The sequence below is a fragment of the Streptomyces xingningensis genome, assembly GCF_054957865.1.
This window is the reverse complement of sequence record NZ_JBDJPF010000047.1, coordinates 33942-56094: the sequence shown is the minus strand read 5'-3', so window position 1 is coordinate 56094 and position 22153 is coordinate 33942. Positions and strand designations below refer to the sequence as shown.

Here is a 22153-nt window from a genome sequence, read left to right as displayed (position 1 = left end):
GCCGGATGAGGACCTGACGGGGGCCGCAGCGAACTTCGCCAAGACCGCTTAGAAGTTCACCGCTCACTGCTCAAGATCGTTCTCAGCGCCAACCGCTGTACCGATGTTCCCCAAGCCCGGTCCAGGACATCTGGAGCGGGAGAACAGCCCAAACCAGGGCCAGCAGCACGGCCATCACCAGGTGGTACTGGACGACGTGCCCCAGGCAGGCACCCCAGCCCCGCCTCGGGCTCACGCCGTCGGCGACCTCGGCCGCCGACGGCGCTGCCTTGCCTGCCGCCTGGTGGTCGGTTTGCCCGATCACATGGTCGGCGAGGTTGTGCCCGACAGAGAGCACGGCCCACACCGAACCGAACGTCGCCAACGTGGCTACCTGATCGATGGAAGTCACTGGGCACCCCCGACAACCGAGTTGGTGCAGAGAAGGTCCCGGAGGTATCCGCCCCCACGCTGCGCAGGGCGCGGACGGTCGGGCCGCCCTGCGCAGCGGCGTGCCCGGTGTGAGGCGCAGGTGCGACGGGATGGCCGTATGGCATTTTGAATGCCATACTCGCGTCATGGCTGATGACACCGACTTCGTCCCTGGCGACGGCCCCAGCAGTGGAATCTCCGTCACGCTGAGCGCCGGAACATTGCAGGCAATCCGCGAGCGAGTCGGCAAGCGCGGTGTCTCTGCCTATCTGGAGCGGGCGGCTCAGCGCCAAATCGAGCGCGACAATCTGGACGAGCTCATCGCTGACTTCGACAAGGCTCACGGTCCGGCCGACCCGGAGGCCGTGGAGGCCAAGCGGGCCAAGCTCATCGGTCATGCGCCCGAGGCCGGAGCCGCTGCGTGAGCGGTGCCTTGGTCCTGGACAGCGAGGGGCTGACGAAGGCCGTACAGCGGAATCGAGAGGTTCACGAGTGGCTGACGGCGGCTCGTGACGCGGATCTTCCGGTGGTCACCTCGGCCGCGGTACTGGTCGAGGTGATCCACCCGAGGATCAATGACGCCGCGCTGAAGTGGACCCTCTCCCGTCTCCGGGTCGAGCCGGTCACCCAGACTCTTGCCCAGTCTGCTGCTGTTCTGCTGCGGCGTGCTGGGCTGCACGGTCACAAGTACGCCATTGACGCCATGCTGTGTGCGACTGCCTTGGCACAGACGGGCCGGGTGACGATCCTGACCTCTGATGTGGAGGACGTGGAGATGCTGACTGTCGAGCACACCAGGATTGTGGCCGAGAAGGTCTGACCCCGGAAGCTGTCAAGGTGCAAGCGCTTGTCCGAGCACGCCCTTAGATGTGCTCCATCGCCAGCACCACGGTCGTGCCCGGTTCCAACGCCTGGCAGATGTGCGGTGCATCGCCCGGATAGGCGATGTAGTCGCCCGGCCCCAGCTCGACCGGCTCCTCGGGCGGACCGATGAGCGCCCGTCCGCTGCCGACGACCGCGTGCTCCATCGTCCCCGGCATGTGCGGGTCGGACTCGCGCGGCGGGCCCGGTTCGACGTGCAGCAGATAGAGGTCCCGGCGGGCCTGTGGCGGGCATGAAGTGAGCAGGGTGGCCACGTAGTTGGCGCGTTCGGACGGCACCGCGGCCCCTTCGCCGCGGCGCAGCACGGCCACCCGTGGGCGGGGCGGGTCGACCAGCCTGCTGAACGGCACGCCCAGGGCGACGCTCAGGGCCCACAGCGTCTCCACGCTCGGATTGCCGGTGCCGGACTCGAGCTGGGACAGCGTGGACTTGGCGATCCTGGCGCGCCTGGCCAGTTCGGTCAGTGACAGTCCGATGCGGGTGCGCTCCCGGCGGATCGACGTCGCGATGAGTTCCAGCGGGGGGCGGATGGCCGGTTCCATTGGTCGTTCGTTTTGTCGGTCCATCTGTTCTCCTTGACGAACACCCTGGGAGTGTTCAGCATAGCGACCATGCGTTCGTTCTGGAGAACACTGGATGGTCCACTCCGGCGGGACATAGGGGCGGTGGCCCTGGCCATCGGCATCGTGGGGGCCTCGTTCGGGGCGATAGCCGCCTCCGCCGGGCAGCCCGCCTGGGTGCCGCTGACCATGTCACTGACCATGTTCGCCGGCGGGGCCCAGCTCGCGTCCCTCGACATCGCCCTGGGCGGCGGCGGAACCGTCGCGGCCGTGATCGCCGGACTCGTCCTCAACGCACGGCTCCTCGTCTATGGGCTGACGATCGCCGATGTGCTCGACATGCGCTGGGCCAAGCGGCTGTTGAGCAGCCACCTCATGGTGGACCAGGCGGTGGCGTTCGCCCGGGCGCAGCACGATCCACGGCACCGGCGGGCGGTCTATCTCGCCAGCGGTGCGCTGCTGTTCGTCACCTGGAACCTGGGCACCCTGCTGGGCGTCCTGGCCGGTCGGGCGATCGGCGACCCGGAAGCGCTGGGCCTGGACGCGGCCGAGCCCATGGTGCTGCTGGCACTGGTGCTGCCCGCGCTCGGCGCGTCGCACGCACGCCGGGCCGCGTTGCTCGGGGTGACCCTCGCCCTGGTGGCCGTGCCGTTCCTGCCTGGCGGACTGCCGGTGCTGCTGGGGCTGTTGGGCCTGCTCGCGGTGGGCCGGTCCGCCGTCGACGAGACCGGCCGGACGAAGGCGGAGGACCCGGCATGACCCTGCTGGCCATCCTGCTGCTGGCCGCCGGTACCTATGGCCTGAGGGTGTGCGGACCCCTGCTGCGCAGCCGTGTCGAACTGTCCGGCCGCGCACGGCAGCTGCTCTCCCTGTCCGCGACCGTCCTGCTGTGTGTGATGGCGGCCACCTCGGCGCTCACCACCGGGCACGGCTTCGCCGGCTGGGCCCGGCCGACCGGGGTGCTGGTCGGTGCCGTACTCGCGATCAGGAAGGCGTCCTTCCTGGTGGTGATGGTGGCGGCCGCGGCCACCACGGCGGCGCTCCGGCTGCTGGGCGTGCACTGAGCCCCCGAAGTGCGCCCCCTCGGCCGGTACGAATCGGGTGCAGCGCGTGTCATTCGGCCGAATGGGGGCGCCTGCTTCCCTAAAATCGCGGGATGTACATAACCAGCACGTTCCCCGGAGGGGTGATCCGGTGAACAGGTCCGAGGCCACCGACGAGCAGTGGGAGGGACTGGCCGAGGTGGTCCCATTGCGCGGCTACCACACATGGCCGTCCTGGTCCAACCACCGGGCCCTGCCCGAGGAGGAACCGGAGACGGTGACGAACCAGCGGAGGCTCGTCGTGCTCCGCGTCCAGGTCTTCGCGGACGCGCGCGAGGTCGCGGAACATCTGATGGCGGGGACGCCCGTGCTGCTGGATCTCACGAGTGCCGACAGCGATGTCGCCAAGCGGATCCTCGACTTCTCCAGTGGTGTCGTCTTCGGATTGAGCAGCGGGATGCACCGCGTCGACACCAATGTCTTTCTGCTCGCTCCCGAGGGCACGGAGGTGGCGGCTGGGTACCCCGATCGTAGGAAGACCGATCCGATGAAACGGTTTGGCTGACAGACCGCCGCATACGGTCCGGGCATGGACACAAACCGTGCCCGACCGGCCGCCGGCACCCGGCCTCCGCGCCCCGTCGTGACCGAACTGCGGCTGTCCGCCTTCAAGTCGCATCGCAACGCCAGGTATCCGCTCGGCCCGTTGACGCTCTTCCGGGGGGCCAGCGGCAGCGGCAAGTCCAGTGCTCTCCAGGCGTACGAGGCCCTGGCCCGGCTGGCGGGCGGCGACACTCTCGACGAGGCCCTGGCGCCGGTGGCGGGCGGAGCCGTCGCCTGCGTACCGCAGCAGGCGCGGCCGGATGCGCAGGGCCGGCGCGGGTTCCGGATCGGCTGCACCGTCGAGGGGCCGGCCGGTCCGGTGCTGCTGGATCTGGCGGTGCAGGCCGAGCCCGAACTACGGGTCGTCGGCGAGCGGTTGACGGGCGCGGGGTGCACCCTGCTCTCCACGGCGCTGCGCGATCCGGGGCTGCCCAGGGTCGAGGCCGCCTGGCACACGGCGGGCTCCGTGCCGGTCACCCGCGCGCCGCTGCCCGACGACCGGCTCGGCACCGCGCTGCTGCCCCTGCGGGTGGCGGGCAAGACTCCCGGGCAGCAGCTGGTCCTGGAGGCCGCGGAGCAGGTGGTCGTCGCGCTGCGCTCGGTCTTCGCCTGCGACCCCCGGCCCGAGCTGATGCGCACGCCGGTCGCGGCCCGGGACGGCCGGCTGCGCGGCGCGTGCGACAACGTGGCCGCGGTGCTGGGGCGCACCCGGGACGAGTGCGTCACCCGGCATGCGGCCCTGGTGACGGCGGCGGGAGCCGGGTGCCGGGGCCAGGTCGAGGGGGTGGCGGTGCAGGGGCTGGACGGCGGGTTCGTCCGGGCGGTGCTGGCACGGCACCCGGGCACGGTCACCCCGCTGGAGCGGCTGGGCGACGGGGAGTTGCGCTATCTGGCGCTGTGCCTGGTCCTGTTGACGGGTCCCGGAGTGCTGGCCGTGGAACCGGTGGCCGAGGTGCTTCCGGCCCGGCAGACGCTGACCGTGCTCGCGGACGGCTTCGACCGCTGTCTGGATCCGCGGCAGGCACGGGAGTTGCTGGAGCTGGCGGTGCGCATGTGCGAGCGGGGGCACATCCGACTGGTGGGGACGGTGAGAGGGGAGGCGGCCGAAGCGGTTGCCGAGGTCTCAGGGGTCTCAATGGTAGATCTGGGAACGTGACGGAAAATCCTGAAGGTCCCACCGGACCCCTACGCCCCACGGGCTTCACCGATGCGACCACTGTGACCGGCGCGACCGATATCGGGGCGCTGCAGCGGCGGCTGGCCGCATTCGCCGCCGCCCGTGAGTGGCAGCCCTATCACACGCCCAAGAACCTGGCCGTGGCGCTCAGCGTCGAGGCCTCCGAACTGGTGGAGATCTTCCAGTGGTTGACGCCCGAGGAGTCGGCGCGGGTGATGTCGGATCCGGTGACGGCCGGGCGGGTGGAGGACGAGGTCGCGGACGTCCTGGCGTATCTGCTGCAGTTCTGCGGGGTGCTGGGGATCGATGCGCCGGCGGCGCTGTCCGCGAAGATCGACCGGAATGAACGGCGGTTTCCGGCACCTGGGGAGCGGGCGGCGGAGGGTCAGGATCACCCCGATCGTCACTCTCCGGAGTGATTGAGTTGTCCACAGCGCATTTGGTATCCACAGATTTCTGAATTCCCCTGGCTTTTCCGGCGGTTAGTCATCACTCTGGGTAGTGAGAGCGGGGCAGACGGAAAACATGGGGGACCGGGCATGGACGCAGTGCGGTTGATCGAGGCCACTCGGTTCGCCCTGACGCAGGCCAGGGCGGTGGAGGAGATCGTCAAGGAGGCATGGCAGACACAGGCGTTGGCACAGGCGGTTGGCGGGCACCTCGCGGTCCATGGGCCCTTCGAGGCCCGGGCCGCGGCCGGTGGTCTGAGCGAAGCGGGTGGCAGGGCCTCCGGCGCGCTGCGGCAGATCGCGCCGGGCACCGGAGGCTTACGGGCGGCGCAGCTCTCCGAGGTGCGCGACCCCTGGGAGGCGTTGACCGACCTCGGTGTGCTCCTGGGAGAGGTGGGCATCGCCCTGGTGGGCGTTGCGGGCGCCTGCGAGGAGGACGGGCTGTACTGGCAGTGCATCGAGGCGATCGACGCCGCCGATGAGACCACCGACCAGGTGAGCGGCTTGCTCAGACGGCTCGCCCTGCGCGCGAGAGGAGGCGCCGCATGATGCGCAAGCGGTCAGCCGGTGGTGCCTCCGTGATCGGGCGAGGGCCGCTCGGCGGACGATTGAAGGTCTGCGTCGAGCTGCGACAGATCGGCGTTCAGCGCTGCCATCAGCTCTTCCATCTGCTGCAGCAGGCCCTTGGGTGCGCCCTGCTGCTGGGAAGCGGCCTGGGTGGGCACTGCCTCGTCGGGCACGGCTTCCTGGGTCATCGCGGCCTCCTCGGCCCTGGCCCTCCCGGTGCGGGAGGGCGGTGTCGCGATCGTCGCCTCCGGCAGCGAACACCGGTGCGCGGGCCGGGCGGTCCGGCTCCGCCGAGGCCAACGATCATCGGGCGTGCCGGACACTGGCCGATACCCCGTCGGCCGACGGGGCCGGGAGATTTTCACCCGACAGGGGCCGGCGGCGCCAGGGAGGGGGTGAGCAGTTGACGTGTGTTCGGCGGTGCAGGATGAAGGTGCGGTCCCGGCCGGGCCTAGGGGGTGTCCGATGGAGCAAGGAGCAACCGATGTCCGCACCCACCACGCCGCTCGCCGACGCGCTCGGGCGCGGGACGCTCGTCCTCGACGGCGGCCTGTCCAACCAACTGGCGGCACAGGGCTGCGATCTGTCGGATGACCTCTGGTCGGCCCGGCTGCTGTCCGATGATCCCGGGCAGATCGAGGAGGCGCACGCGGCGTATGTGCGGGCGGGGGCGCGGGTGCTCATCACCTCCAGCTACCAGGCCACCTTCGAGGGGTTCGCACGGCGCGGCCTGGGGCCGGACGAGGCGGCGGCGCTGCTGCGGAGGAGCGTGGAGCTGGCGCGATGGGCGGCCGGCCGTGGCGAGCGGGAGGTGTGGGTCGCCGCGTCCATCGGGCCCTATGGGGCGATGCTCGCCGACGGCAGCGAGTATCGCGGGCGGTATGGGCTGAGCGTGGCGGAGCTGGAGCGGTTCCACCGGCCGCGGGTGGAGACGCTGGCCGCGGCGGGACCGGATGTGCTCGCGCTGGAGACCGTGCCGGATACCGACGAGGCACGAGCGCTGCTGCGAGTGGTCCGGGCGTCCGGGATGCCGGTCTGGCTGAGCTACAACTGCGCCGGCGAGCGCACCCGGGCGGGCCAGCCGCTCGCCGAGGCATTCGCGCTCGCCGCGGGGAACGACCAGGTCATCGCCGTGGGCGTCAACTGCTGTGAACCGGCTGACGCGGACCGGGCGGTGGAGACCGCCGCGCGGGTGACGGGCAAGCCGGTCGTGGTCTATCCGAACAGCGGGGAGGGATGGGATGCCCGGGCGCGGGATTGGCGGGGGCACCCCACCTTTGACCCGGCCCGGGTGGCGGCCTGGCAGGCCGCGGGGGCCCGGCTGGTCGGGGGCTGCTGCCGGGTGGGGCCGGACCGGATCGCGGAACTCGCGGCTCTGGTCGAGAGCCGGTAGCCGGGCCGGGGCGAGCCAGGTGTGGCACACAACTGCCGCGCAGCAACCGCCACACCCGGCCCACCCGTTTACGACCAGGTCGTTACAGCCGGGGGTCGACCGGCTCCGACTCCAGGGCGAGGACGGCGAAGACCGCCTCATGGACGCGCCAGAGCGGCTCGCCGCCGGCCAGCCGGTCCAGCGCCTCCAGACCGAGCGCATATTCGCGCAGGGCGAGGGAGCGCTTATGGCCGAGGAAGCGCCGGCGCAGCCGGTCGAGGTTGTCCGGGCGGGTGTACTCCGGGCCGTAGATGATCCGCAGGTACTCCCGGCCGCGCACCTTGATGCCGGCTGCACCAGCCGCCCCTTGCCGTCCCGGACCAGCGCCCCAAGCGGTTTGACGACCATCCCCTCGCCGCCCGCGCCGGTCATCTCCAGCCACCAGTCGATGCCCTCCCGGACGGAGGCCTCGTCCGAGGTGGTGACGAGGCGACGCCGGGTGACCTGGAGCAGACCGGTGGGGTCGTGCTCCACCAGCCGGTCCAGCCAGGCCAGTTGCTCGTCATGGGGCACCGGGGCAAGGCTGCGCCCCTGGGCGGCGAGGAGCTGGAACGGCGCCAGCCGCACTCCGTCCAGCCCGTCGGTGGTCCAGCAGTACCGCCGGTACGCCTCGGTGAACGCGGCCGCATCGGCGGCCCGTTCACGCTGCCGCTCCAGCAGTTCGCCCACCTCGGCCCCGCGCGCGGCGGCCGCCTCCAACGCCCCCAGCGCGCCCGGGAAGACGGCACCTGAAGCGGCGCCCACCGCGGCGTACTGCGAGCGCAGCAGCCCGGAGGCCTTCAGCGACCAGGGCATCAGCTCCGCGTCGAGCAGCAGCCAGTCCGTGGCCAGTTCGTCCCACAGCCCGGCGGCGGTCACCGCCGTGCGCAGCCGGCCCAGGATCTCCTCGGTGACGGCGGTGTCGTCGAAGAAGGGGCGCCCGGTGCGGGTGTGCAGCGCGCCCGTCGGCCCGTCCACACCGAAGCGCTCACCGGCCACCCGCGCATCGCGGCAGACCAGGGCGACGGCGCGTGAGCCCATGTGTTTCTCCTCGCATGCTTGCCGAGGAACGTCAGCTTCGGCAGGCTGCCGAAAAGCTGCTTTCCCGCGTGACCGTGCTGGAAGACCCGCAGTACGACGCCAGCCGCGACGCGCGGTCCGAGAAGGCCCGTCGCGCTGCACTGGCCCGCTGGAATCCAGGCACGGCTCGTTGACCTTGGTCCCGCCACTCATGCCGCCTGGAGCACGCCAAGATCCTTGTTTCTCGGCATCCTGCTGACAGATCGTCGAGGCGCGGGGCATGCTGTGCCGACCGCTTCCGAGCAGAAGGGAACAGCCATGTCGCGACGCCTGAAGATGCTTGGCACCACCTCGGACGACAACGACTGCCCCACCCTGTACGAGGACCTGGACACCGGCGAGATCCTGGTTCAAGGCGAGACGGCCGAAGACGAGGACGTGGCGCAGCTCCGCGCCGTGAAGCCCACCGAGTCATTCGTGATCATCCCCCGCGAACTGCTGGTTCGGTTCGCACCCAAGGAGTAGACGAGTGCCGGAGCTGGTGAGCACGTCGGTGCTCAACGAGTTGTTCGACAGCTTTGAGCACACGGCTTGGCGGCTGGAGACTCAGCGGTCGTACGAGGCCGACACCAAGTCGGACCGGTACAAGCGGTGGGCTCGCGGTGAGGGCTACAGCGCGGAGGGCCGGGAAGCGTTCCTGAACGGCCGTCGCGCCCTGGCCAAGCAGGGCAAGCGCGTGGAGCGCGTGCGGATCGTGGACGACCCGCCGACCGACAACCAGCGGTACCTACTCGACGGGGCCCCGGTCACCATCGAGGCTGGGGAGGGCATCCGGCACCTGTGGCGCGCTGACGCCGGGCGCCTGGCGTTGCCCATGGTGGACTTCTGGCTGTTCGACTGCCGCACCCTGGCCCGCTTCCATCACGAGGACGGCCGAACGCTGGGGCTGGAGCTGGTGACCGATCCGGCCGAGGTGCTGGCGGCCTGCCAAGTCCGGGATGCTGCCTGGCACTTCGCCGTGCCGTACGAGGACTTCGCGGCGCGGGTACCTTCCGGTGGGTGAGCACTGATTTCCAAAAGGGCCGAGAGTCTCTTGGTGTGCGGCTCCGCGAGCCTCGGCGTCCAGCGCCACCGGTTCGGCCGTGACCGAGCTCCAGCCCAGCGGCTCGAACAGCTTGCGCACCAGCTCGGCGCCACCGCGCGCGGGCAGCGACGGCACCTCGATGCGCATCGGGTCGACCTCCAGCAGGAGTGCGGCCGTGCAGCGCTCGGCGGTCGCCTCGGGGTAGAAGACCTGCGCGATGCCATGCGAGGTGGCGAACTGCTGGGCGTTGTCGGGATGTTTGTGCAGCAGAAAGCCGAGATCGGTCGCGGGGCCCGCCGGGGTGCCGGTCGTGGTGATTGTCAGGAACACGTGTCCGGGTATCGCTTTCGGTCGACGCCCCCGACCAGTGAATATTACCTTGGCTTGACCAAGGCGTGGACTCAGGCCGGCTGCCGGGCGCGGAAGGCGCGACGGTAGTCGTTGGGGGGCACGCCCACCGCCTTGGTGAAGCGTCGCCGCAGGTTGGCCGCCGTGCCGAGCCCGCACAGCTCCGCCACCCGGTCCACCGACTCATCGCTCCGCTCCAGCAACTCCCGTGCCCGGACGATGCGTTGGGACTGCAGCCACTGCATCGGGGTGGTTCCGGTCGTCGCGTGGAACCGCCGGATGAGGGTGCGCGGGCTGGTGTGGGCCTGCCGGGCCAGCCCGGCGACGGACAGCGGCTCGGCCAGCCGTGCGGTGGCCCAGTGCAGCAGCGGGGCGAGGGAGTCGTCGGTCCGCTGTGGCAACGGGGTCTCGATGTACTGTGCCTGGCCGCCCGGCCGGTGGGCGGGGGCGACCAGCTGCCGGGCGATGGAGTTGGCCGTCTCCACCCCGAAGTCCTTGCGCACCAGGTGCAGACAGGCGTCGATGCCCGCCGTGGAACCCGCCCCGGTGATGACATCGCCATGGTCGACATAGAGCACCGAGGGATCGACCCGCACCGCCGGGTGGCGCTCGGCGAGCAGCCGGGCATACCGCCAGTGCGTGGTGGCGGTACGCCCGTCGAGCAGCCCGGTGGCCGCGAGGGTGAACGCGCCCGAGCACAGCGACACCAGCCGGGCCCCGCGCCGGTGCGCCTCGAACAGCGCCTCGGTCAGCTCGGCCGGCGGAGCGCCGTACACATCCGCCGTCGCCGGGACGAGCACGGTGTCGGCGGTGATCAACTCCTCGGTGCCATAAGGGGTCTGCGGCTGGAACCACGATCGGTCACCGCCGCCCCGCTCCGTCTCGATGGCACAGACCCGCAGGTCGTACCAGCCCTCGGGGGTCTCCAGACGGTCGTCACCGAAGATATGGCAGGGGATGGCGAGCTCGAGGATGGGCATTCCGGGGGTGGCCGCAACGGCGATGGAGGGCATGGCAGTAATGTACCGGGTGTTGTCACTCTTGCCACTCGTGGCCGGTCGTCGGGGCTCAGATGCTGAGGGACATGAAGACCCCTTCACCAACTCACCAGGGCAGCAGTGCGCCCACGGCGCCGGCGTCGACCCCCGACCCGCGCCGCTGGCTGGTGCTCGCCGTGGCGTCCGCCGCCCAGTTCCTCGCCGTGCTCGACGCGATAGCCGTCAACATCGCCTTCCCGGTGATCGGCCGGGATTTCAGCTCGGCGTCCACCGCCGAACTGTCCTGGGTGCTCAACGCCTATACGGTCGTGCTGGCCGCGCTGCTGATCCCGGCGGGCCGGGTGGCCGACGAGACCGGCCGCCGCCGTTCGTTCCTCCTCGGCCTCGGCCTGTTCGGCCTGGCCTCGGTCGGCTGTGCCGCCGCACCCGGCCTGGAATGGCTGATCGCCGCGCGGGTGCTGCAGGGCGTGGGCGCGGCCGTGCTGGTGCCCACTTCGCTCTCCCTGGCGCTGCCCGCCTTCCCGGCCCGTGAACGCGCCACGGCCGTCGGCATCTGGACCGCGGTCAGCGCGGTGGCGGCCGGTTCCGGACCGGTGTTCGGCGGGCTGCTCGCCGCCTCCGACTGGCGTTTGATCTTCCTGATCAATGTCCCGGTGGTGGCGGTCGCCATACCGGCGGGCCTGCGCCTGCTGCCGCGCGCCGCGCGCGGTGCCCGGCACGGCCTCGACCTCACCGGGACCGCCCTGGTGTTCGCCGCCATCGGCTGCTTGGTGACCGCCTTCTCGGAGGCGGAGGACTGGGGTGCCGCCGCGCCCGGCACCCTGGGCCTGCTCGCTGCCGGAGCCCTCGCCGCCGTGCTGTGCGCGCTGCATGTCCGCCGCGCCGCGGAGCCCGTGGTGCACCCCGAGCTGTTCCGCACCCGTGGCTTCACCCCGGCGGCCGTCGGGCTGCTCAGCTACTTCCTGGGCTTCGCGGCCATGACGCTGTCGGCCACCGAACTGTTCACCGCGGTGTGGGGATACTCGATCCAGCGCGCGGGCCTGGCCATCGCGCCCTGGCCCGGGACGGTGCTGCTGGTCTCGGTCCTGTCCGGCCGTCTGGTGCGCACCCTGGGCGAGCGAGCCGCCGCGGTGGTGGGCGCCGCGGCCTTCGCGGCCGCCCCGCTGTGGTGGCTGCTCGCCGCGGGCGGCCGGTCGCACTATGCGACGGACTTCCTGCCCGGCCTGATATGCGCCGGAATCGGCACCGGGCTGTACCAGTCGGTGATGTTCGCCGCGGCCGGACGGCTGCCCGAACACCGGATGTCCAGCGGCTCCGGCGTCCTGATGGTCTCGCGACAGGGCGGCACCGCCCTCGGAGTGGCGGTCCTGGTCGCCCTGGGCGGCGGAGCACACCATCCCGCACTGGGCTCGCTGCGCCATGGCTGGCTGTTCGCGGTCATCACCTCCGCGCTCGCCCTGCTGGCCGCACTGACCTTTGGCCGTGGCACTCGGGGTGTTCACGACTGATCCAGGTGAGGATGGGGGGATGGGATTTCATGTCGACTCCGAGGCCGGGCGGCTGCGCCGCGTCATCCTGCACCGCCCGGACCTGGAACTGAAACGGCTCACCCCCTCCAACAAGGACGCTCTCCTCTTCGACGATGTGCTCTGGGTGCGCCGCGCCCGCGCCGAGCACGACGGCTTCGCGGACGTGCTGCGCGAGCGCGGCGTCACCGTGCACCTCTTCCAGGACCTGCTGGAGGAGAGCCTGGCGCGGCCGGCCGCGCGCTCGCTGGTGCTGGACCGGGTCTTCCACGAGCGGGAGTACGGGCCGCTCGCCACCGGCCATCTGCGTGCCGCGTTCGACGCGATGCCCGCATCGGAGCTCACCTCCTGGCTGGTCGGCGGAATGACCAAGCGGGAGTTCCTGGAGCGGCACGCCGAGCCGGTCTCGGTCCGCTTCCATGTGATGGACCTCGACGACTTTCTGCTCAACCCGCTGCCCAACCACCTCTTCACCCGCGACACCTCGGCCTGGATATACGACGGAGTGTGCGTCAACGCGATGCGCTGGCCCGCCCGTTGGCACGAGACCGTGCACTACGAGGCCGTCTACCGGCACCACCCCCTGTTCGCCGGCGGTGACTTCCACATCTGGTCCGAGGGACAGGCCGCCTATCCGTCCACCATCGAGGGCGGTGATGTGCTGGTCATCGGCCGGGGCGCGGTACTGATCGGGATGAGCGAGCGGACCACCCCACAGGCCGTGGAGATGCTCGCGCACCGGCTCTTCGCCGCCGGTTCGGCCCACACCATCGTGGCGCTGGACATGCCCAAGGGCCGGGCCTTTATGCACCTGGACACCGTGATGACGATGGTGGACGGCGACACCTTCACCCAGTACGCCGGGCTGGGCATGCTCCGCTCGTACACCATCGAACCCGGCGTCGGCGGACGGGAGCTGAAGGTGACCGATCATCCGCCGGAGCATATGCACCGGGCGATCGCCGCGGCCCTGGGCCTGGATGCCATCCGGGTGCTGACCGCCCGCCAGGACGTACATGCGGCGGAGCGCGAGCAGTGGGACGACGGCTGCAATGTGCTGGCCATAGAGCCGGGTGTGGTGGTGGCCTATGAGCGCAACGCGACCACCAACACCCATCTGCGCAGGCATGGGATCGAGGTCATCACCATCCCGGGCAGCGAACTGGGGCGAGGCCGGGGCGGACCCCGCTGTATGAGCTGCCCGGTGGAACGGGATGCGGTCGACAGCATCGATGCATAATAATGTTGCTAGCTGCATATGATTACGAGGAGTTCAGTCGCATGGCCACAGACCGTCTCAAGGGCCACCACCTGCTCAAGGGCCGCCACCTCCGCAAGGAAACGGACCTCACCGCCGAGGAGTTCCGCGGCCTGGTAGAGCTGGCGGCCGAACTCAAGGCCGCCAAGCTCGCGGGCGAGGAACAGCCCCGGCTCCAGGGCCGGCACATCGCCCTGGTCTTCGAGAAGACCTCGACCCGCACCCGCTGCGCCTTCGAGGTCGCCGCCGCCGACCAGGGGGCGCGCACCACCTACCTCGACCCCGCGGGATCGCAGGTGGGGCACAAGGAATCGGTCAAGGACACCGCACGGGTGCTCGGCCGGATGTTTGACGCCATCCAGTACCGCGGCCATGGCCAGGAGATCGTGGAGGAGTTGGCCGAGTACGCCGGCGTCCCCGTCTTCAACGGCCTCAGCGACGAGTGGCACCCGACCCAGATGCTCGCCGATGTGCTCACCATGACCGAGCACAGCGCCAAGTCCCTGGAGCGCATCGCCTTCGCCTACCTCGGCGACGCCCGCTACAACATGGGCAACTCCTACCTGGTCACCGGCGCTCTCCTCGGCATGGACGTAAGGATCGTGGCCCCCGAGGAGCTGTGGCCCGCGCCCGCGGTGGTGGACCAGGCCCGGCGCCTCGCCCTGGCCGGCGGGGCGCGGATCACCCTCACCGCGGACGTCGCGGAGGGCGTGCACGGCGCGGACTTCATCGCCACCGATGTCTGGGTGTCGATGGGGGAGCCCAAGGAGGTGTGGGACGCCCGGATCGCGCTGCTCTCGCCCTATGCCGTCACCATGGACGTGCTGCGTTCCACCGGCAACCCCGCCGTGAAGTTCCTGCACTGCCTGCCCGCCTTCCATGACCTCGGCACCACGGTCGCCCGGGAGATCCACGAGCGCCACGGCCGGACCTCGCTCGAGGTGACGGACGAGGTCTTCGAATCCGTGCACTCCGTCGTCTGGGACGAGGCGGAGAACCGGATGCACACCATCAAGGCCGTCCTGGTGGCCACGCTGGCCAGTTGAGACCGGTCCGGGCCAACGGGCCGGACCGGAGCCATTCTTATCGCGCCATCGTGACGGGAGTCACGAGACGGTGATAACTTCGCCGGGCAGGCACCACCCAGCTCCGGCTGAAGGAGGCCGTGCTCATGAGCCCGTTCACCGGCTCCGCGTCCACCACCGAGGAGTGGCGGCACCTGCGCCTGACCCTCGACTCCGGCGTGGCCACCGTCACCCTCGCCCGCCCCGGCAAGCTCAACGCCCTCACCTTCGGCGCCTATGCCGACCTGCGCGACCTGCTGCCCGAGCTGGCCCGCGACGGATCCGTACGGGCCCTGGTGCTGGGCGGCGAAGGGCGCGGATTCTGCTCCGGCGGCGATGTCGACGACATCATCGGCGCCACCCTGGGCATGGACACCGCCCGGCTCCTCGACTTCAACCGGATGACCGGACAGGTCGTCAGGGCCCTGCGCGAGTGCCCCTTCCCGGTGGTCGCCGCCGTGCACGGAATCGCGGCGGGCGCGGGCGCCGTCCTCGCGCTCGCCGCCGACTTCCGCATCGCCGACCCGACCACCCGCTTCGCCTTCCTCTTCACCAGGGTCGGCCTCTCCGGCGGCGACATGGGCGCCGCCTATCTGCTGCCCCGCGTCGTCGGCCTGGGGCATGCCACCCGGCTGCTGATGCTCGGCGAGACCGTACGCGCCGCCGAGGCCGAACGCATCGGCCTCATCAGCCAGTTGACCGAAGAGGGCGAGGTACCGGCCGCCGCCCAGGCCCTCGCCCGCCGGCTCGCCGACGGCCCCGCCCTCGCCCACGCCCAGACCAAGGCACTGCTCACCGCCGAGCTCGACATGCCCCTGGCCACCGCGATCGAACTGGACGCGGCCACCCAGGCCCTGCTGATGAACAGCGCCGACTACGCCGAATTCCACGCCGCCTTCACCGAACGGCGGCCGCCCGAGTGGCGGGGGCGGTGACCATGCGCGTCGCGGTCATCGGCGGCGGCCCCGGCGGCCTCTACGCCGCCGCACTGCTGAAACGTCTCGCCCCGGAGCGGGAGATCACCCTCTGGGAACGCAACGCCCCCGAGGACACCTTCGGCTTCGGCGTCGTCCTCTCCGACGAGACCCTCGGCGGCATCGAGAGCGCCGACCCCGACGTCCATGCCGCGCTGCAGCGCGAGTTCATCCGCTGGGACCACATCGACATCGCCCACCGCGGCCGGGTGCTGCGCTCCGGCGGCCATGGCTTCGCGGCCCTCGGCCGCCACCGGCTGCTGGAGATCCTGCACCGGCGCTGCCGCGAGCTCGGCGTCACCCTCCGGTTCCGCACCGAGGCACCGCCCGCCGCCGAACTGGCCCGCTCCCACGACCTGGTCATCGCCGCCGACGGCGTACACAGCCGCACCCGCGAAGCCCACCGAGCCCACTTCCGCCCCACCCTCACCACACACCGCTGCCGCTATGTCTGGCTCTCCGCCGACTTCGCCTTCGACGCCTTCCGCTTCGAGATCGCCGAGACCCCGCACGGCGTGATGCAACTCCACGGCTACCCCTACTCACCCACCGCCAGTACCGTCATCGTCGAGATGCACGAAGACGTCTGGCGACGGGCCGGACTCGAGCACTGCGACGAGGAGGAGACCCTCCGGCAGTGCGCCAAGTACTTCGCCGACGCCCTGGGCGGCAGCCCGCTGCGCTCCAACCGCTCCGCCTGGACCGCCTTCCGCACGGTCGTCAACGAACGCTGGTCGCACGGCCGTACGGTCCTGATCGGCGACGCCGCCCACACCGCCCACTTCTCCATAGGCTCCGGCACCAAGCTCGCCGTCGAGGACGCCCTCGCCCTCGCCACCCACCTGGACGGCGGCCACACCACGGCCGACGCACTGGCGGCCTACGAGGCCGAACGGCGCCCCCTGGTCGAGTCCACCCAGCGCGCCGCCCGGGCCAGCCTGGAGTGGTTCGAGAACCTCACCCTGCACACCGGCCGGCCCCCGTACCGCTTCGCCTTCAACCTCCTCACCCGCAGCCGCCGCGTCACCCATGACAACCTCCGGCTGCGCGACGCGGACTTCGTCGCCGCGGTCGAGGCCGAGGCGGGCGTACCACCCGGCACCCCACCGATGTTCACCCCCTTCCGGCTGCGCGGCCTGACCCTGCGCAACCGCGTCGTCGTCTCCCCGATGGACATGTACTCCGCCGTCGACGGCACCCCCGGCGACTTCCACCTGGTACACCTCGGCGCCCGGGCCCTCGGCGGCGCCGGACTGGTGCTGACCGAAATGGTCTGCGTCAGCCCCCGGGGCCGCATCACCCCCGGTTGCACCGGCCTGTACGCACCGGAGCACGAGGCGGCCTGGCGGCGCATCACCGGCTTCGTCCACACCCGGGCCCCCGGCACGGCCATCGGCGTCCAGCTGGGGCACTCCGGCCGCAAGGGCTCCACCCGCCTGATGTGGGACGGCATCGACCAGCCGCTCCCCGACGGGAACTGGCCGCTGGCGGCTCCGTCCGCACTGCCCTACCGCCCCGGCGTCAACCAGACCCCGCACGCCCTGACCACCCCCGAACTCGGCGGCATCCGCGAGGAGTTCACCCGGTCCGCGGAGGCGGCCGCGCGAGCCGGGTTCGACCTCCTCGAACTGCACTGCGCCCATGGCTATCTGCTCTCCTCCTTCCTCTCCCCGCTCACCAACCGGCGCGCCGACGCCTATGGCGGCGACCTCGCCGGCCGGCTGCGCTACCCCCTTGAGGTCTTCGACGCGGTGCGCGCCGTCTGGCCCGCCGAACGGCCCATGACCGTACGCATCTCCGCCACCGACTGGGCACCCGGCGGCACCACCGCACAGGACGCCGTCGCCATCGCCGGTGCCTTCGCCGAGCACGGCGCCGACGCGATCGACGTCTCCACCGGCCAGGTCGTGTCCGAGGAACGCCCCGCCTTCGGGCGCTCGTACCAGACGCCGTTCGCCGACCGGATCCGGCAACTGGTGGACGTGCCGGTGATCGCGGTGGGCGCCATCTCCTCCTGGGACGACGTCAATTCGCTGATCCTGGCCGGACGGGCCGACCTGTGCGCCCTCGCCCGGCCGCATCTCTACGACCCCAACTGGACCCTGCACGCCGCGGCCGACCAGGGCTATGCGGGGCCCGGCGCGCCCTGGCCGCCGCCCTACCGGGCAGGCAGCCGCAAGCCGCCGACCGGCCGCCGGGGGTAGCGGCCCTCAGGCGTACTCGTCCGCCGAACCCCCGTGCTGATCCTGGGGCCAGGCGATCCGGCAGTCGATGCAGGTGAGCCTCCACTGCATCTCCGCGGTGCCGGGATGCTTGGCCTTGGTCAGAATCACACCGATCCGCTGGCACTTGACGCACCGGACGGGGGGATTCGCCGGACGGTAGGGGCGGTAGGCGTCGGCGCTCATGCCGGGCAGTGTCCCACCGGACGCCGCTCCTTGAGGGCGAACCCCGGCTGACGCAGCACTACCCCAGCACCCCCGCCACAAACTCCGCACCCGCGTCCCACAACCGCCCGTGCAGCGCCGCGAAGACCCGGGCCGACCGCCCGCCCGGCCACTGCGCGGGCAACAGCGCCGCCGGGAGGCCCGGGTCGGCGTACGGCAACCGCCGCCAGGAGTCCAGCGCGAGCAGATAGTCACGGTAGGCGTCCTCCGACGGCACCGGCCGCCGCCGCGCCCAGCGGCGCAGCACGGGCTCGTGAACCTCGAGGAAGGCATGGTGCTGCCCGGCCAGGGCCGACAGGTCCCACCAGCGGGCCACCGCCTCGGCGGTCGGCTCGAACCCGAGGTGACGGCCCTTGAACAGGTCGACATACGCCGCCAGTCCGAGCCGTTCCAGGGTGTGCCGGGTCTCCTCGTGCACATGGGCCGGGGCGATCCACACCCCGGGCGCGGCCGTGCCGAAGCCCAGCCGGGCCAGCCGGGAGCGCAGCAAGTGGCGCTTGTGGCGCTCCTCTTCGGGGACCGAGAAGACGGCCAGCAGCCAGCCGTGCCCCGGCCGCGCGGTGGGACGGCCGTAGATCCGCCGGTCGCCGTCGTCCAGCAGCTGCCGCCCGGCCGCCGACAGCCCGTACCCGGCCGCGCCGCGCTCGGTACGGCCCGCGACCAGCAGGCCGCGGCGTTTGAGCCGGGAGACGGCCGACCGTACCGACGGCGAGTCCACGCCGGCCGCGCCCAACAGCCGGATCAGGGCCGCGATCGGCACCGGGTCGGCCGGGTGGCCGGTGCTCCCGCGTCCATACGCACCGTAGAAGGTGACGATGAGGGAACGGGGGGTGGGGGGCGGCTGCTGGTCAGTCACGAGGAAACTGTAAAGGGCCCGAACGCAGCCGGAAACGCTGGAGTTTGCCGGTGGGAGTGCGGGGCAGGGCCTCCACGAACTCGATCTTGCGAGGGCACTTATACGGAACGATCTCCTTTTTGGTGAATTCCCGGAGTTCCGTCACCGTCCGCTCGGTACGCGGCACGCCTTCCCGCAGCACCACATGGGCGACGACCACCGCACCGCGCTGCTCGTCCGGCTCTCCCACCACGGCCGCCTCGAGGACATCGGGATGGCGCAGCAGGGCCTCCTCCACCTCGGGCCCGGCGATGTTGTACCCGGCCGAGACGATCATGTCGTCCGCGCGGGCCACATAGCGGAAGTGGCCGTCCGCGTCGCGGATATAGGTGTCGCCGGTGAGGTTCCAGCCGTCCCGGACATACTCGCGCTGCCGTTCGTCCGCGAGATATTCGTCCGCGAGATAACGGCAGCCGATGGGTCCGCGCACGGCGAGCAACCCCGCCTCCCCGTCCGGGACTTGCCGTCCGCCGGGCCCCAGGATACGGGCTTCGAAGCCGGGCACCGGAAGGCCGGTGGTGCCGGGGCGGATGGCGTCGTCGGCGGCGGAGATGAAGATGTGCAGCAGCTCGGTCGCGCCGATGCCGTTGATGAGGCGGAGCCCGGTGCCGCGCCGCCAGGCGTGCCACAGGTCGGCGGGCAGATGCTCGCCCGCGGAGACGCACCGCCGCAGCGATGAGAGGTCGTACTCGTCCGTCCTGATCCGCTCCAGCATGTTCCGATAGGCCGTGGGCGCGGTGAACAGCACCGATATTCGGTGCCGTTGGATGTCGTCGAGCATCCCGCCGGGCCCCGCCCAGTCGGTGAGCACCGTCTGGGCTCCCACCCGCAGCGGGAAGACGACCAGGCCGCCGAGGCCGAAGGTGAAGCCGAGCGGCGGGCTGCCGCCGAAGACGTCGTCGGGGCGCGGGCGCAGCACCCGGGCCGAGAAGGTGTCGGCGATGGCGAGCACATCCCGGTGGAAGTGCATACAGCCCTTGGGGCGTCCGGTGGTTCCGGAGGTGAAGGCGATCAGGGCCACATCGTCGTCGGAGGTCTCCACGGCCGCGTAGGATGGCGGTTTTCCCGCCGAGAGCCGCAGCAGGTCATCGGGTGAATCCCCGCCGAACGGTGTCATCCGCAAGGATGGCACCGCCGCCTTGACGAGCTCCCCGGCCGACCGGGCGTCGCACAGCGCGTGCCGGATACGCGCCAGCCGGCAGATCGTCGCCAGCTCCTGGGAGCGCTGCGCGGCCAGTACGGTCACGGCCACCGCGCCCGCCTTCAGCACCGCCAGCCAACAGGCCGCCAGCCAGGGGGAGGTGGGGCCGCGCAGCAGCACCCGGTTGCCGGGGATCACTCCCAGGTCGTCGGTGAGGGTGTGCGCGATGCGGTCCACCCGGGCCCGGAGCTCGCCGTACGACCAGACGCCACCCGCGCCGTCCCGGAAGGCGGGCCGGTGCTCCGCGGTGTCCTTCAGCAGCTCCGCACCGCAGTTGAGCCGGCCCGGGTAGCGCGGCGCGCCGAGGTCGAAGCGGAGGTCCGGCCACTGTCCGGCGGGCGGCAGATGGTCCCGCGGGAAGGTGTCGACATGCGCCGAAGGCTTGAGATCCATGGCGGGATGTGCCCCTCGCGCTGAAAGGACAGGAAGGGAGGTACCGGGGGTCTTGTCAGCGGTGCGGATGTGCTGTCAGCGTAACGAGTTAGTGACGACAGTCAACAGAGCGCGATAGAAAGGACGCACGGTGCCCCCAGCGTTCGCCCTGGACCGGGAACAGCGGAACCGATGCGCCGAGCTGCGCGCACTGGCGGCCCGGCGGCTGCGCCCGCTGGCGGAGCGGGGCGTACCGGGCCGTGTCAACCGGCCACTGGTGGCCGCGCTGGCCGAACTCGGCCTGCTGGCCGGTGTGTTTCCGCCCAATGGCCCGGTACGGGCCATGGACCTCTGCCTGCTGCGCGAGTCACTCGCCCAGGAGTGCACCGAGGCCGAGACGGCCCTTGCCCTCCAGGGTCTCGGCGCCTACCCGGTCGTCCTGTCCGGCACCGAGGCCCAGCGGGCCCGTTGGCTGCCGGAGGCCGCGGCGGGGCGGGCGGTGGCCGCGTTCGCGCTGAGCGAGCCGGGGGCGGGCTCCGATGCGGCGGCGCTCGCACTGAGTGCCGAGCCGGACGGTGCGGGCTGGTCGCTCTCCGGCGAGAAGTGCTGGATCTCCAACGCCCCCGAGGCCGACTTCTACACGGTCTTCGCCCGCACCGGCCCCGCCCCCGGCGCTCGCGGGGTCACCGCCTTCCTGGTGCCGGGCGACCGCCCCGGTCTCACCGGCCGCCCGCTGGTCATGATCAGCCCCCACCCCATTGGCGAGTTGACCTTCAACGCCGTCCCGGTCGGCCCCGATGACGTCATCGGCGAGGTGGGCGAAGGATTCCGCGTAGCCATGCGCACCCTGAACCTCTTCCGCCCCAGCGTCGGTGCCTTCGCCGTCGGCATGGCCCGCGCCGCCCTGCGCTCCGCGCTCGCCCACGCGGGTGAACGCCGGGCGTTCGGCAGCCCGTTGAAGGACCTCCAGGCGGTCTCCCATCAACTCGCCGAGATGGCCACCCGCACCGAGGCGGCCGCCCTGCTGGTCTACGCGGCCGCCGCGGCCTATGACGCGGGGGAGCCCGGCATCGCGTCCCGCTCGGCGATGGCCAAGCTGTTCGCCACCGAGACGGCGCAGTATGTGGTGGACGCTGCCATACAGATCCACGGTGCCCGTGCCCTGGCCCACGGCCACCTCCTGGAACACCTCTACCGCGAGGTGCGGGCCCCGCGCATCTATGAGGGCGCGACGGAAGTGCAGCGCACCATCATCGCCAGGGAGCTGTACCGATGACCCGGCTGGAGCGGGTGAACCCCGCCGGGCTCGCGCCCGCGAAGGGGTTCAGCCATGCGGTGACCGCGGTGGGCGGGCGCCTGGTCTTTCTCGCCGGGCAGACCGCTCTGGACGGGGACGGCAAGGTCGTCGGGGACGGACTGCCGGAGCAGTTCGAGCGGGCGCTGGCGAATTTGCTGGCCGCGCTGCGAGCGGCGGGGGGTGAGCCGGGCCAGCTCGCGCGGGTCACCGTGTATGCGGTGGATGTGGCGGAGTATCGCGCCTGTGCCGCACAACTGGGTGCGGTGTGGAGGAGGTTGGCAGGGCGGGAGTATCCGGCGATGGCGGTGGTCGGGGTGGTGCGGCTGTGGGACGAGGAGGCGCTGGTGGAGCTGGACGGGGTGGCGGTGTTGCCGTGATGTTGGTGAGGGTCGCGCCGGACCAGCCGCCGGGCCCCATGGCCCGCTACCGCATGGCCGGGCCCGTATCGCCTTGACCGGTTGGCTCGGGTACAGTGTCGAAGCCGTCAGCGAAAAGCGACCGAGGAGGTGGGACCCATTACCGCAGTAGCAGGCCGGGTGCTCTCACCTCATATGTGTACGGTCCCT

Annotated in this window: 26 protein-coding genes and 2 pseudogenes; 19 read left to right on the top strand and 9 right to left on the bottom strand. The window is 71.3% G+C overall.

Annotated features, from left to right (window positions below; all coding sequences use genetic code 11):
* Positions 1 to 82 precede the first annotated feature (82 nt).
* On the bottom strand, positions 83 to 391 hold the full coding sequence (locus tag ABCR83_RS23050) for a hypothetical protein (RefSeq protein WP_462697037.1): 309 nt from the start codon (positions 389 to 391) through the stop codon (positions 83 to 85).
* Between the two features lie 166 nt (positions 392 to 557).
* Between ABCR83_RS23050 and ABCR83_RS23045 the strand changes: the two genes are divergently transcribed.
* Positions 558 to 836 (top strand): hypothetical protein, encoded by a 279-nt coding sequence (locus ABCR83_RS23045; RefSeq protein WP_462697036.1) that lies wholly within the window; start codon positions 558 to 560, stop codon positions 834 to 836.
* A complete protein-coding gene (locus ABCR83_RS23040) occupies positions 833 to 1231 on the top strand; it encodes a PIN domain-containing protein (RefSeq protein ID WP_462697035.1) in 399 nt (132 codons plus the stop codon). The genes ABCR83_RS23045 and ABCR83_RS23040 overlap by 4 nt, the downstream gene beginning before the upstream one ends.
* Before the next feature lie 43 nt (positions 1232 to 1274).
* On the opposite strand, the gene ABCR83_RS23035 is transcribed toward ABCR83_RS23040, so the two are convergent.
* Positions 1275 to 1859: a helix-turn-helix domain-containing protein gene (locus ABCR83_RS23035; RefSeq protein WP_462697034.1), complete on the bottom strand. Its 585-nt coding sequence runs from the start codon at positions 1857 to 1859 to the stop codon at positions 1275 to 1277.
* A 45-nt stretch (positions 1860 to 1904) separates the two neighbouring features.
* On the opposite strand from ABCR83_RS23035, the gene ABCR83_RS23030 reads away from it, so the two are divergent.
* The 6 genes from ABCR83_RS23030 to ABCR83_RS23005 all read left to right on the top strand — a co-directional run bounded on the left by ABCR83_RS23030 (position 1905) and on the right by ABCR83_RS23005 (position 5674).
* Positions 1905 to 2612, top strand: coding sequence for an AzlC family ABC transporter permease (locus ABCR83_RS23030; RefSeq protein WP_462697033.1), 708 nt, complete (start codon positions 1905 to 1907; stop codon positions 2610 to 2612).
* Complete coding sequence (locus ABCR83_RS23025; RefSeq protein WP_462697032.1) at positions 2609 to 2917, top strand: AzlD domain-containing protein; 309 nt, start codon at positions 2609 to 2611, stop codon at positions 2915 to 2917. The genes ABCR83_RS23030 and ABCR83_RS23025 overlap by 4 nt, the downstream gene beginning before the upstream one ends.
* Positions 2918 to 3047: 130 nt before the next feature.
* Entirely contained in the window at positions 3048 to 3461 is a 414-nt protein-coding gene (locus ABCR83_RS23020) for a cell division protein SepF (RefSeq protein ID WP_462697031.1), read from the top strand.
* 24 nt (positions 3462 to 3485) lie between these two features.
* Positions 3486 to 4655, top strand: coding sequence for an AAA family ATPase (locus ABCR83_RS23015; RefSeq protein WP_462697030.1), 1170 nt, complete (start codon positions 3486 to 3488; stop codon positions 4653 to 4655).
* Positions 4656 to 4717: 62 nt separating this feature from the next.
* Positions 4718 to 5095 carry a nucleotide pyrophosphohydrolase gene (locus ABCR83_RS23010; protein WP_462697029.1) on the top strand — a complete coding sequence of 126 codons (378 nt, stop codon included), beginning with the start codon at positions 4718 to 4720 and terminating at the stop codon, positions 5093 to 5095.
* A gap of 120 nt (positions 5096 to 5215) precedes the next feature.
* Positions 5216 to 5674 carry a DUF6099 family protein gene (locus tag ABCR83_RS23005; protein WP_462697028.1) on the top strand — a complete coding sequence of 153 codons (459 nt, stop codon included), beginning with the start codon at positions 5216 to 5218 and terminating at the stop codon, positions 5672 to 5674.
* 11 nt (positions 5675 to 5685) lie between these two features.
* Here ABCR83_RS23005 and ABCR83_RS23000 read toward each other — a convergent pair whose 3' ends face one another.
* Positions 5686 to 5880, bottom strand: coding sequence for a hypothetical protein (locus tag ABCR83_RS23000; protein WP_462697027.1), 195 nt, complete (start codon positions 5878 to 5880; stop codon positions 5686 to 5688).
* Between the two features lie 296 nt (positions 5881 to 6176).
* Between ABCR83_RS23000 and mmuM the strand changes: the two genes are divergently transcribed.
* A complete protein-coding gene (mmuM, locus tag ABCR83_RS22995; protein WP_462697026.1) occupies positions 6177 to 7085 on the top strand; it encodes a homocysteine S-methyltransferase in 909 nt (302 codons plus the stop codon).
* An 82-nt stretch (positions 7086 to 7167) separates the two neighbouring features.
* Here mmuM and ABCR83_RS22990 read toward each other — a convergent pair.
* Positions 7168 to 8168, bottom strand: a pseudogene (locus tag ABCR83_RS22990) (polynucleotide kinase-phosphatase); the annotation flags it as partial.
* Between ABCR83_RS22990 and ABCR83_RS22985 the strand changes: the two are divergent.
* From ABCR83_RS22985 to ABCR83_RS22975, 3 genes are all read left to right on the top strand, one after another.
* On the top strand, positions 8159 to 8317 hold the full coding sequence (locus tag ABCR83_RS22985; RefSeq protein ID WP_462697040.1) for a hypothetical protein: 159 nt from the start codon (positions 8159 to 8161) through the stop codon (positions 8315 to 8317). The pseudogene ABCR83_RS22990 and the gene ABCR83_RS22985 sit on opposite strands and share 10 nt — an antisense overlap.
* Before the next feature lie 124 nt (positions 8318 to 8441).
* Positions 8442 to 8648 (top strand): hypothetical protein, encoded by a 207-nt coding sequence (locus ABCR83_RS22980; protein ID WP_462697025.1) that lies wholly within the window; start codon positions 8442 to 8444, stop codon positions 8646 to 8648.
* Between the two features lie 4 nt (positions 8649 to 8652).
* Positions 8653 to 9186 (top strand): DUF6879 family protein, encoded by a 534-nt coding sequence (locus ABCR83_RS22975; protein ID WP_462697024.1) that lies wholly within the window; start codon positions 8653 to 8655, stop codon positions 9184 to 9186.
* Positions 9187 to 9240: 54 nt separating this feature from the next.
* Here the strand turns inward: ABCR83_RS22975 and ABCR83_RS22970 are convergent.
* A pseudogene (locus tag ABCR83_RS22970) lies at positions 9241 to 9537 on the bottom strand (3' terminal RNA ribose 2'-O-methyltransferase Hen1); the annotation flags it as partial.
* Between the two features lie 71 nt (positions 9538 to 9608).
* On the bottom strand, positions 9609 to 10568 hold the full coding sequence (locus ABCR83_RS22965) for a helix-turn-helix domain-containing protein (RefSeq protein WP_462697023.1): 960 nt from the start codon (positions 10566 to 10568) through the stop codon (positions 9609 to 9611).
* 71 nt (positions 10569 to 10639) lie between these two features.
* On the opposite strand from ABCR83_RS22965, the gene ABCR83_RS22960 reads away from it, so the two are divergent.
* The 5 genes from ABCR83_RS22960 (at position 10640) to ABCR83_RS22940 (ending at position 17579) form a co-directional block, all read left to right on the top strand.
* The gene (locus ABCR83_RS22960; protein WP_462697022.1) at positions 10640 to 12061 is read left to right on the top strand and encodes an MFS transporter; all 1422 of its coding nucleotides are present in this window, start codon (positions 10640 to 10642) and stop codon (positions 12059 to 12061) included.
* A 19-nt stretch (positions 12062 to 12080) separates the two neighbouring features.
* Entirely contained in the window at positions 12081 to 13319 is a 1239-nt protein-coding gene (locus tag ABCR83_RS22955) for an arginine deiminase (RefSeq protein WP_462697021.1), read from the top strand.
* Positions 13320 to 13360: 41 nt separating this feature from the next.
* On the top strand, positions 13361 to 14383 hold the full coding sequence (gene argF, locus ABCR83_RS22950) for an ornithine carbamoyltransferase (protein WP_462697020.1): 1023 nt from the start codon (positions 13361 to 13363) through the stop codon (positions 14381 to 14383).
* 125 nt (positions 14384 to 14508) lie between these two features.
* Positions 14509 to 15336, top strand: coding sequence for an enoyl-CoA hydratase family protein (locus tag ABCR83_RS22945; RefSeq protein ID WP_462697019.1), 828 nt, complete (start codon positions 14509 to 14511; stop codon positions 15334 to 15336).
* A 2-nt stretch (positions 15337 to 15338) separates the two neighbouring features.
* Entirely contained in the window at positions 15339 to 17579 is a 2241-nt protein-coding gene (locus tag ABCR83_RS22940) for a bifunctional salicylyl-CoA 5-hydroxylase/oxidoreductase (protein ID WP_462697039.1), read from the top strand.
* Between the two features lie 6 nt (positions 17580 to 17585).
* Here the strand turns inward: ABCR83_RS22940 and ABCR83_RS22935 are convergent, their stop codons facing one another.
* Genes ABCR83_RS22935 through ABCR83_RS22925 form a run of 3 tightly spaced genes read right to left on the bottom strand, consistent with a single transcriptional unit; the run spans position 17586 to position 20311 of the window.
* Positions 17586 to 17783 carry a hypothetical protein gene (locus tag ABCR83_RS22935; RefSeq protein ID WP_462697018.1) on the bottom strand — a complete coding sequence of 66 codons (198 nt, stop codon included), beginning with the start codon at positions 17781 to 17783 and terminating at the stop codon, positions 17586 to 17588.
* Between the two features lie 58 nt (positions 17784 to 17841).
* Complete coding sequence (locus ABCR83_RS22930; protein ID WP_462697017.1) at positions 17842 to 18678, bottom strand: PaaX family transcriptional regulator; 837 nt, start codon at positions 18676 to 18678, stop codon at positions 17842 to 17844.
* The gene (locus ABCR83_RS22925) at positions 18671 to 20311 is read right to left on the bottom strand and encodes an AMP-binding protein (protein WP_462697016.1); all 1641 of its coding nucleotides are present in this window, start codon (positions 20309 to 20311) and stop codon (positions 18671 to 18673) included. The genes ABCR83_RS22930 and ABCR83_RS22925 overlap by 8 nt, the downstream gene beginning before the upstream one ends.
* Positions 20312 to 20441: 130 nt before the next feature.
* Here ABCR83_RS22925 and ABCR83_RS22920 point away from each other — a divergent pair, with 130 nt between their 5' ends.
* Together ABCR83_RS22920 and ABCR83_RS22915 are read left to right on the top strand one after the other, a co-directional pair.
* Positions 20442 to 21566 (top strand): acyl-CoA dehydrogenase family protein, encoded by a 1125-nt coding sequence (locus ABCR83_RS22920; protein WP_462697015.1) that lies wholly within the window; start codon positions 20442 to 20444, stop codon positions 21564 to 21566.
* A complete protein-coding gene (locus ABCR83_RS22915; RefSeq protein WP_462697014.1) occupies positions 21563 to 21964 on the top strand; it encodes a RidA family protein in 402 nt (133 codons plus the stop codon). The genes ABCR83_RS22920 and ABCR83_RS22915 overlap by 4 nt, the downstream gene beginning before the upstream one ends.
* Positions 21965 to 22153: the final 189 nt, after the last annotated feature.

Bases quoted from the DNA above. Each gene is read 5' to 3' on its own strand.
- ABCR83_RS23045 (WP_462697036.1), top strand. From the start codon at position 558: ATGGCTGATGACACCGACTTCGTCCCTGGCGACGGCCCCAGCAGTGGA.
- ABCR83_RS23035 (WP_462697034.1), bottom strand. From the start codon at position 1,859: ATGGACCGACAAAACGAACGACCAATGGAACCGGCCATCCGCCCCCCG.
- ABCR83_RS23030 (WP_462697033.1), top strand. From the start codon at position 1,905: ATGCGTTCGTTCTGGAGAACACTGGATGGTCCACTCCGGCGGGACATA.
- ABCR83_RS23025 (WP_462697032.1), top strand. From the start codon at position 2,609: ATGACCCTGCTGGCCATCCTGCTGCTGGCCGCCGGTACCTATGGCCTG.
- ABCR83_RS23015 (WP_462697030.1), top strand. From the start codon at position 3,486: ATGGACACAAACCGTGCCCGACCGGCCGCCGGCACCCGGCCTCCGCGC.
- ABCR83_RS23005 (WP_462697028.1), top strand. From the start codon at position 5,216: ATGGACGCAGTGCGGTTGATCGAGGCCACTCGGTTCGCCCTGACGCAG.
- ABCR83_RS23000 (WP_462697027.1), bottom strand. From the start codon at position 5,880: ATGACCCAGGAAGCCGTGCCCGACGAGGCAGTGCCCACCCAGGCCGCT.
- mmuM (WP_462697026.1), top strand. From the start codon at position 6,177: ATGTCCGCACCCACCACGCCGCTCGCCGACGCGCTCGGGCGCGGGACG.
- ABCR83_RS22985 (WP_462697040.1), top strand. From the start codon at position 8,159: ATGCTTGCCGAGGAACGTCAGCTTCGGCAGGCTGCCGAAAAGCTGCTT.
- ABCR83_RS22980 (WP_462697025.1), top strand. From the start codon at position 8,442: ATGTCGCGACGCCTGAAGATGCTTGGCACCACCTCGGACGACAACGAC.
- ABCR83_RS22965 (WP_462697023.1), bottom strand. From the start codon at position 10,568: ATGCCCTCCATCGCCGTTGCGGCCACCCCCGGAATGCCCATCCTCGAG.
- ABCR83_RS22960 (WP_462697022.1), top strand. From the start codon at position 10,640: ATGAAGACCCCTTCACCAACTCACCAGGGCAGCAGTGCGCCCACGGCG.
- ABCR83_RS22955 (WP_462697021.1), top strand. From the start codon at position 12,081: ATGGGATTTCATGTCGACTCCGAGGCCGGGCGGCTGCGCCGCGTCATC.
- argF (WP_462697020.1), top strand. From the start codon at position 13,361: ATGGCCACAGACCGTCTCAAGGGCCACCACCTGCTCAAGGGCCGCCAC.
- ABCR83_RS22945 (WP_462697019.1), top strand. From the start codon at position 14,509: ATGAGCCCGTTCACCGGCTCCGCGTCCACCACCGAGGAGTGGCGGCAC.
- ABCR83_RS22940 (WP_462697039.1), top strand. From the start codon at position 15,339: ATGCGCGTCGCGGTCATCGGCGGCGGCCCCGGCGGCCTCTACGCCGCC.
- ABCR83_RS22935 (WP_462697018.1), bottom strand. From the start codon at position 17,783: ATGAGCGCCGACGCCTACCGCCCCTACCGTCCGGCGAATCCCCCCGTC.
- ABCR83_RS22925 (WP_462697016.1), bottom strand. From the start codon at position 20,311: ATGGATCTCAAGCCTTCGGCGCATGTCGACACCTTCCCGCGGGACCAT.
- ABCR83_RS22915 (WP_462697014.1), top strand. From the start codon at position 21,563: ATGACCCGGCTGGAGCGGGTGAACCCCGCCGGGCTCGCGCCCGCGAAG.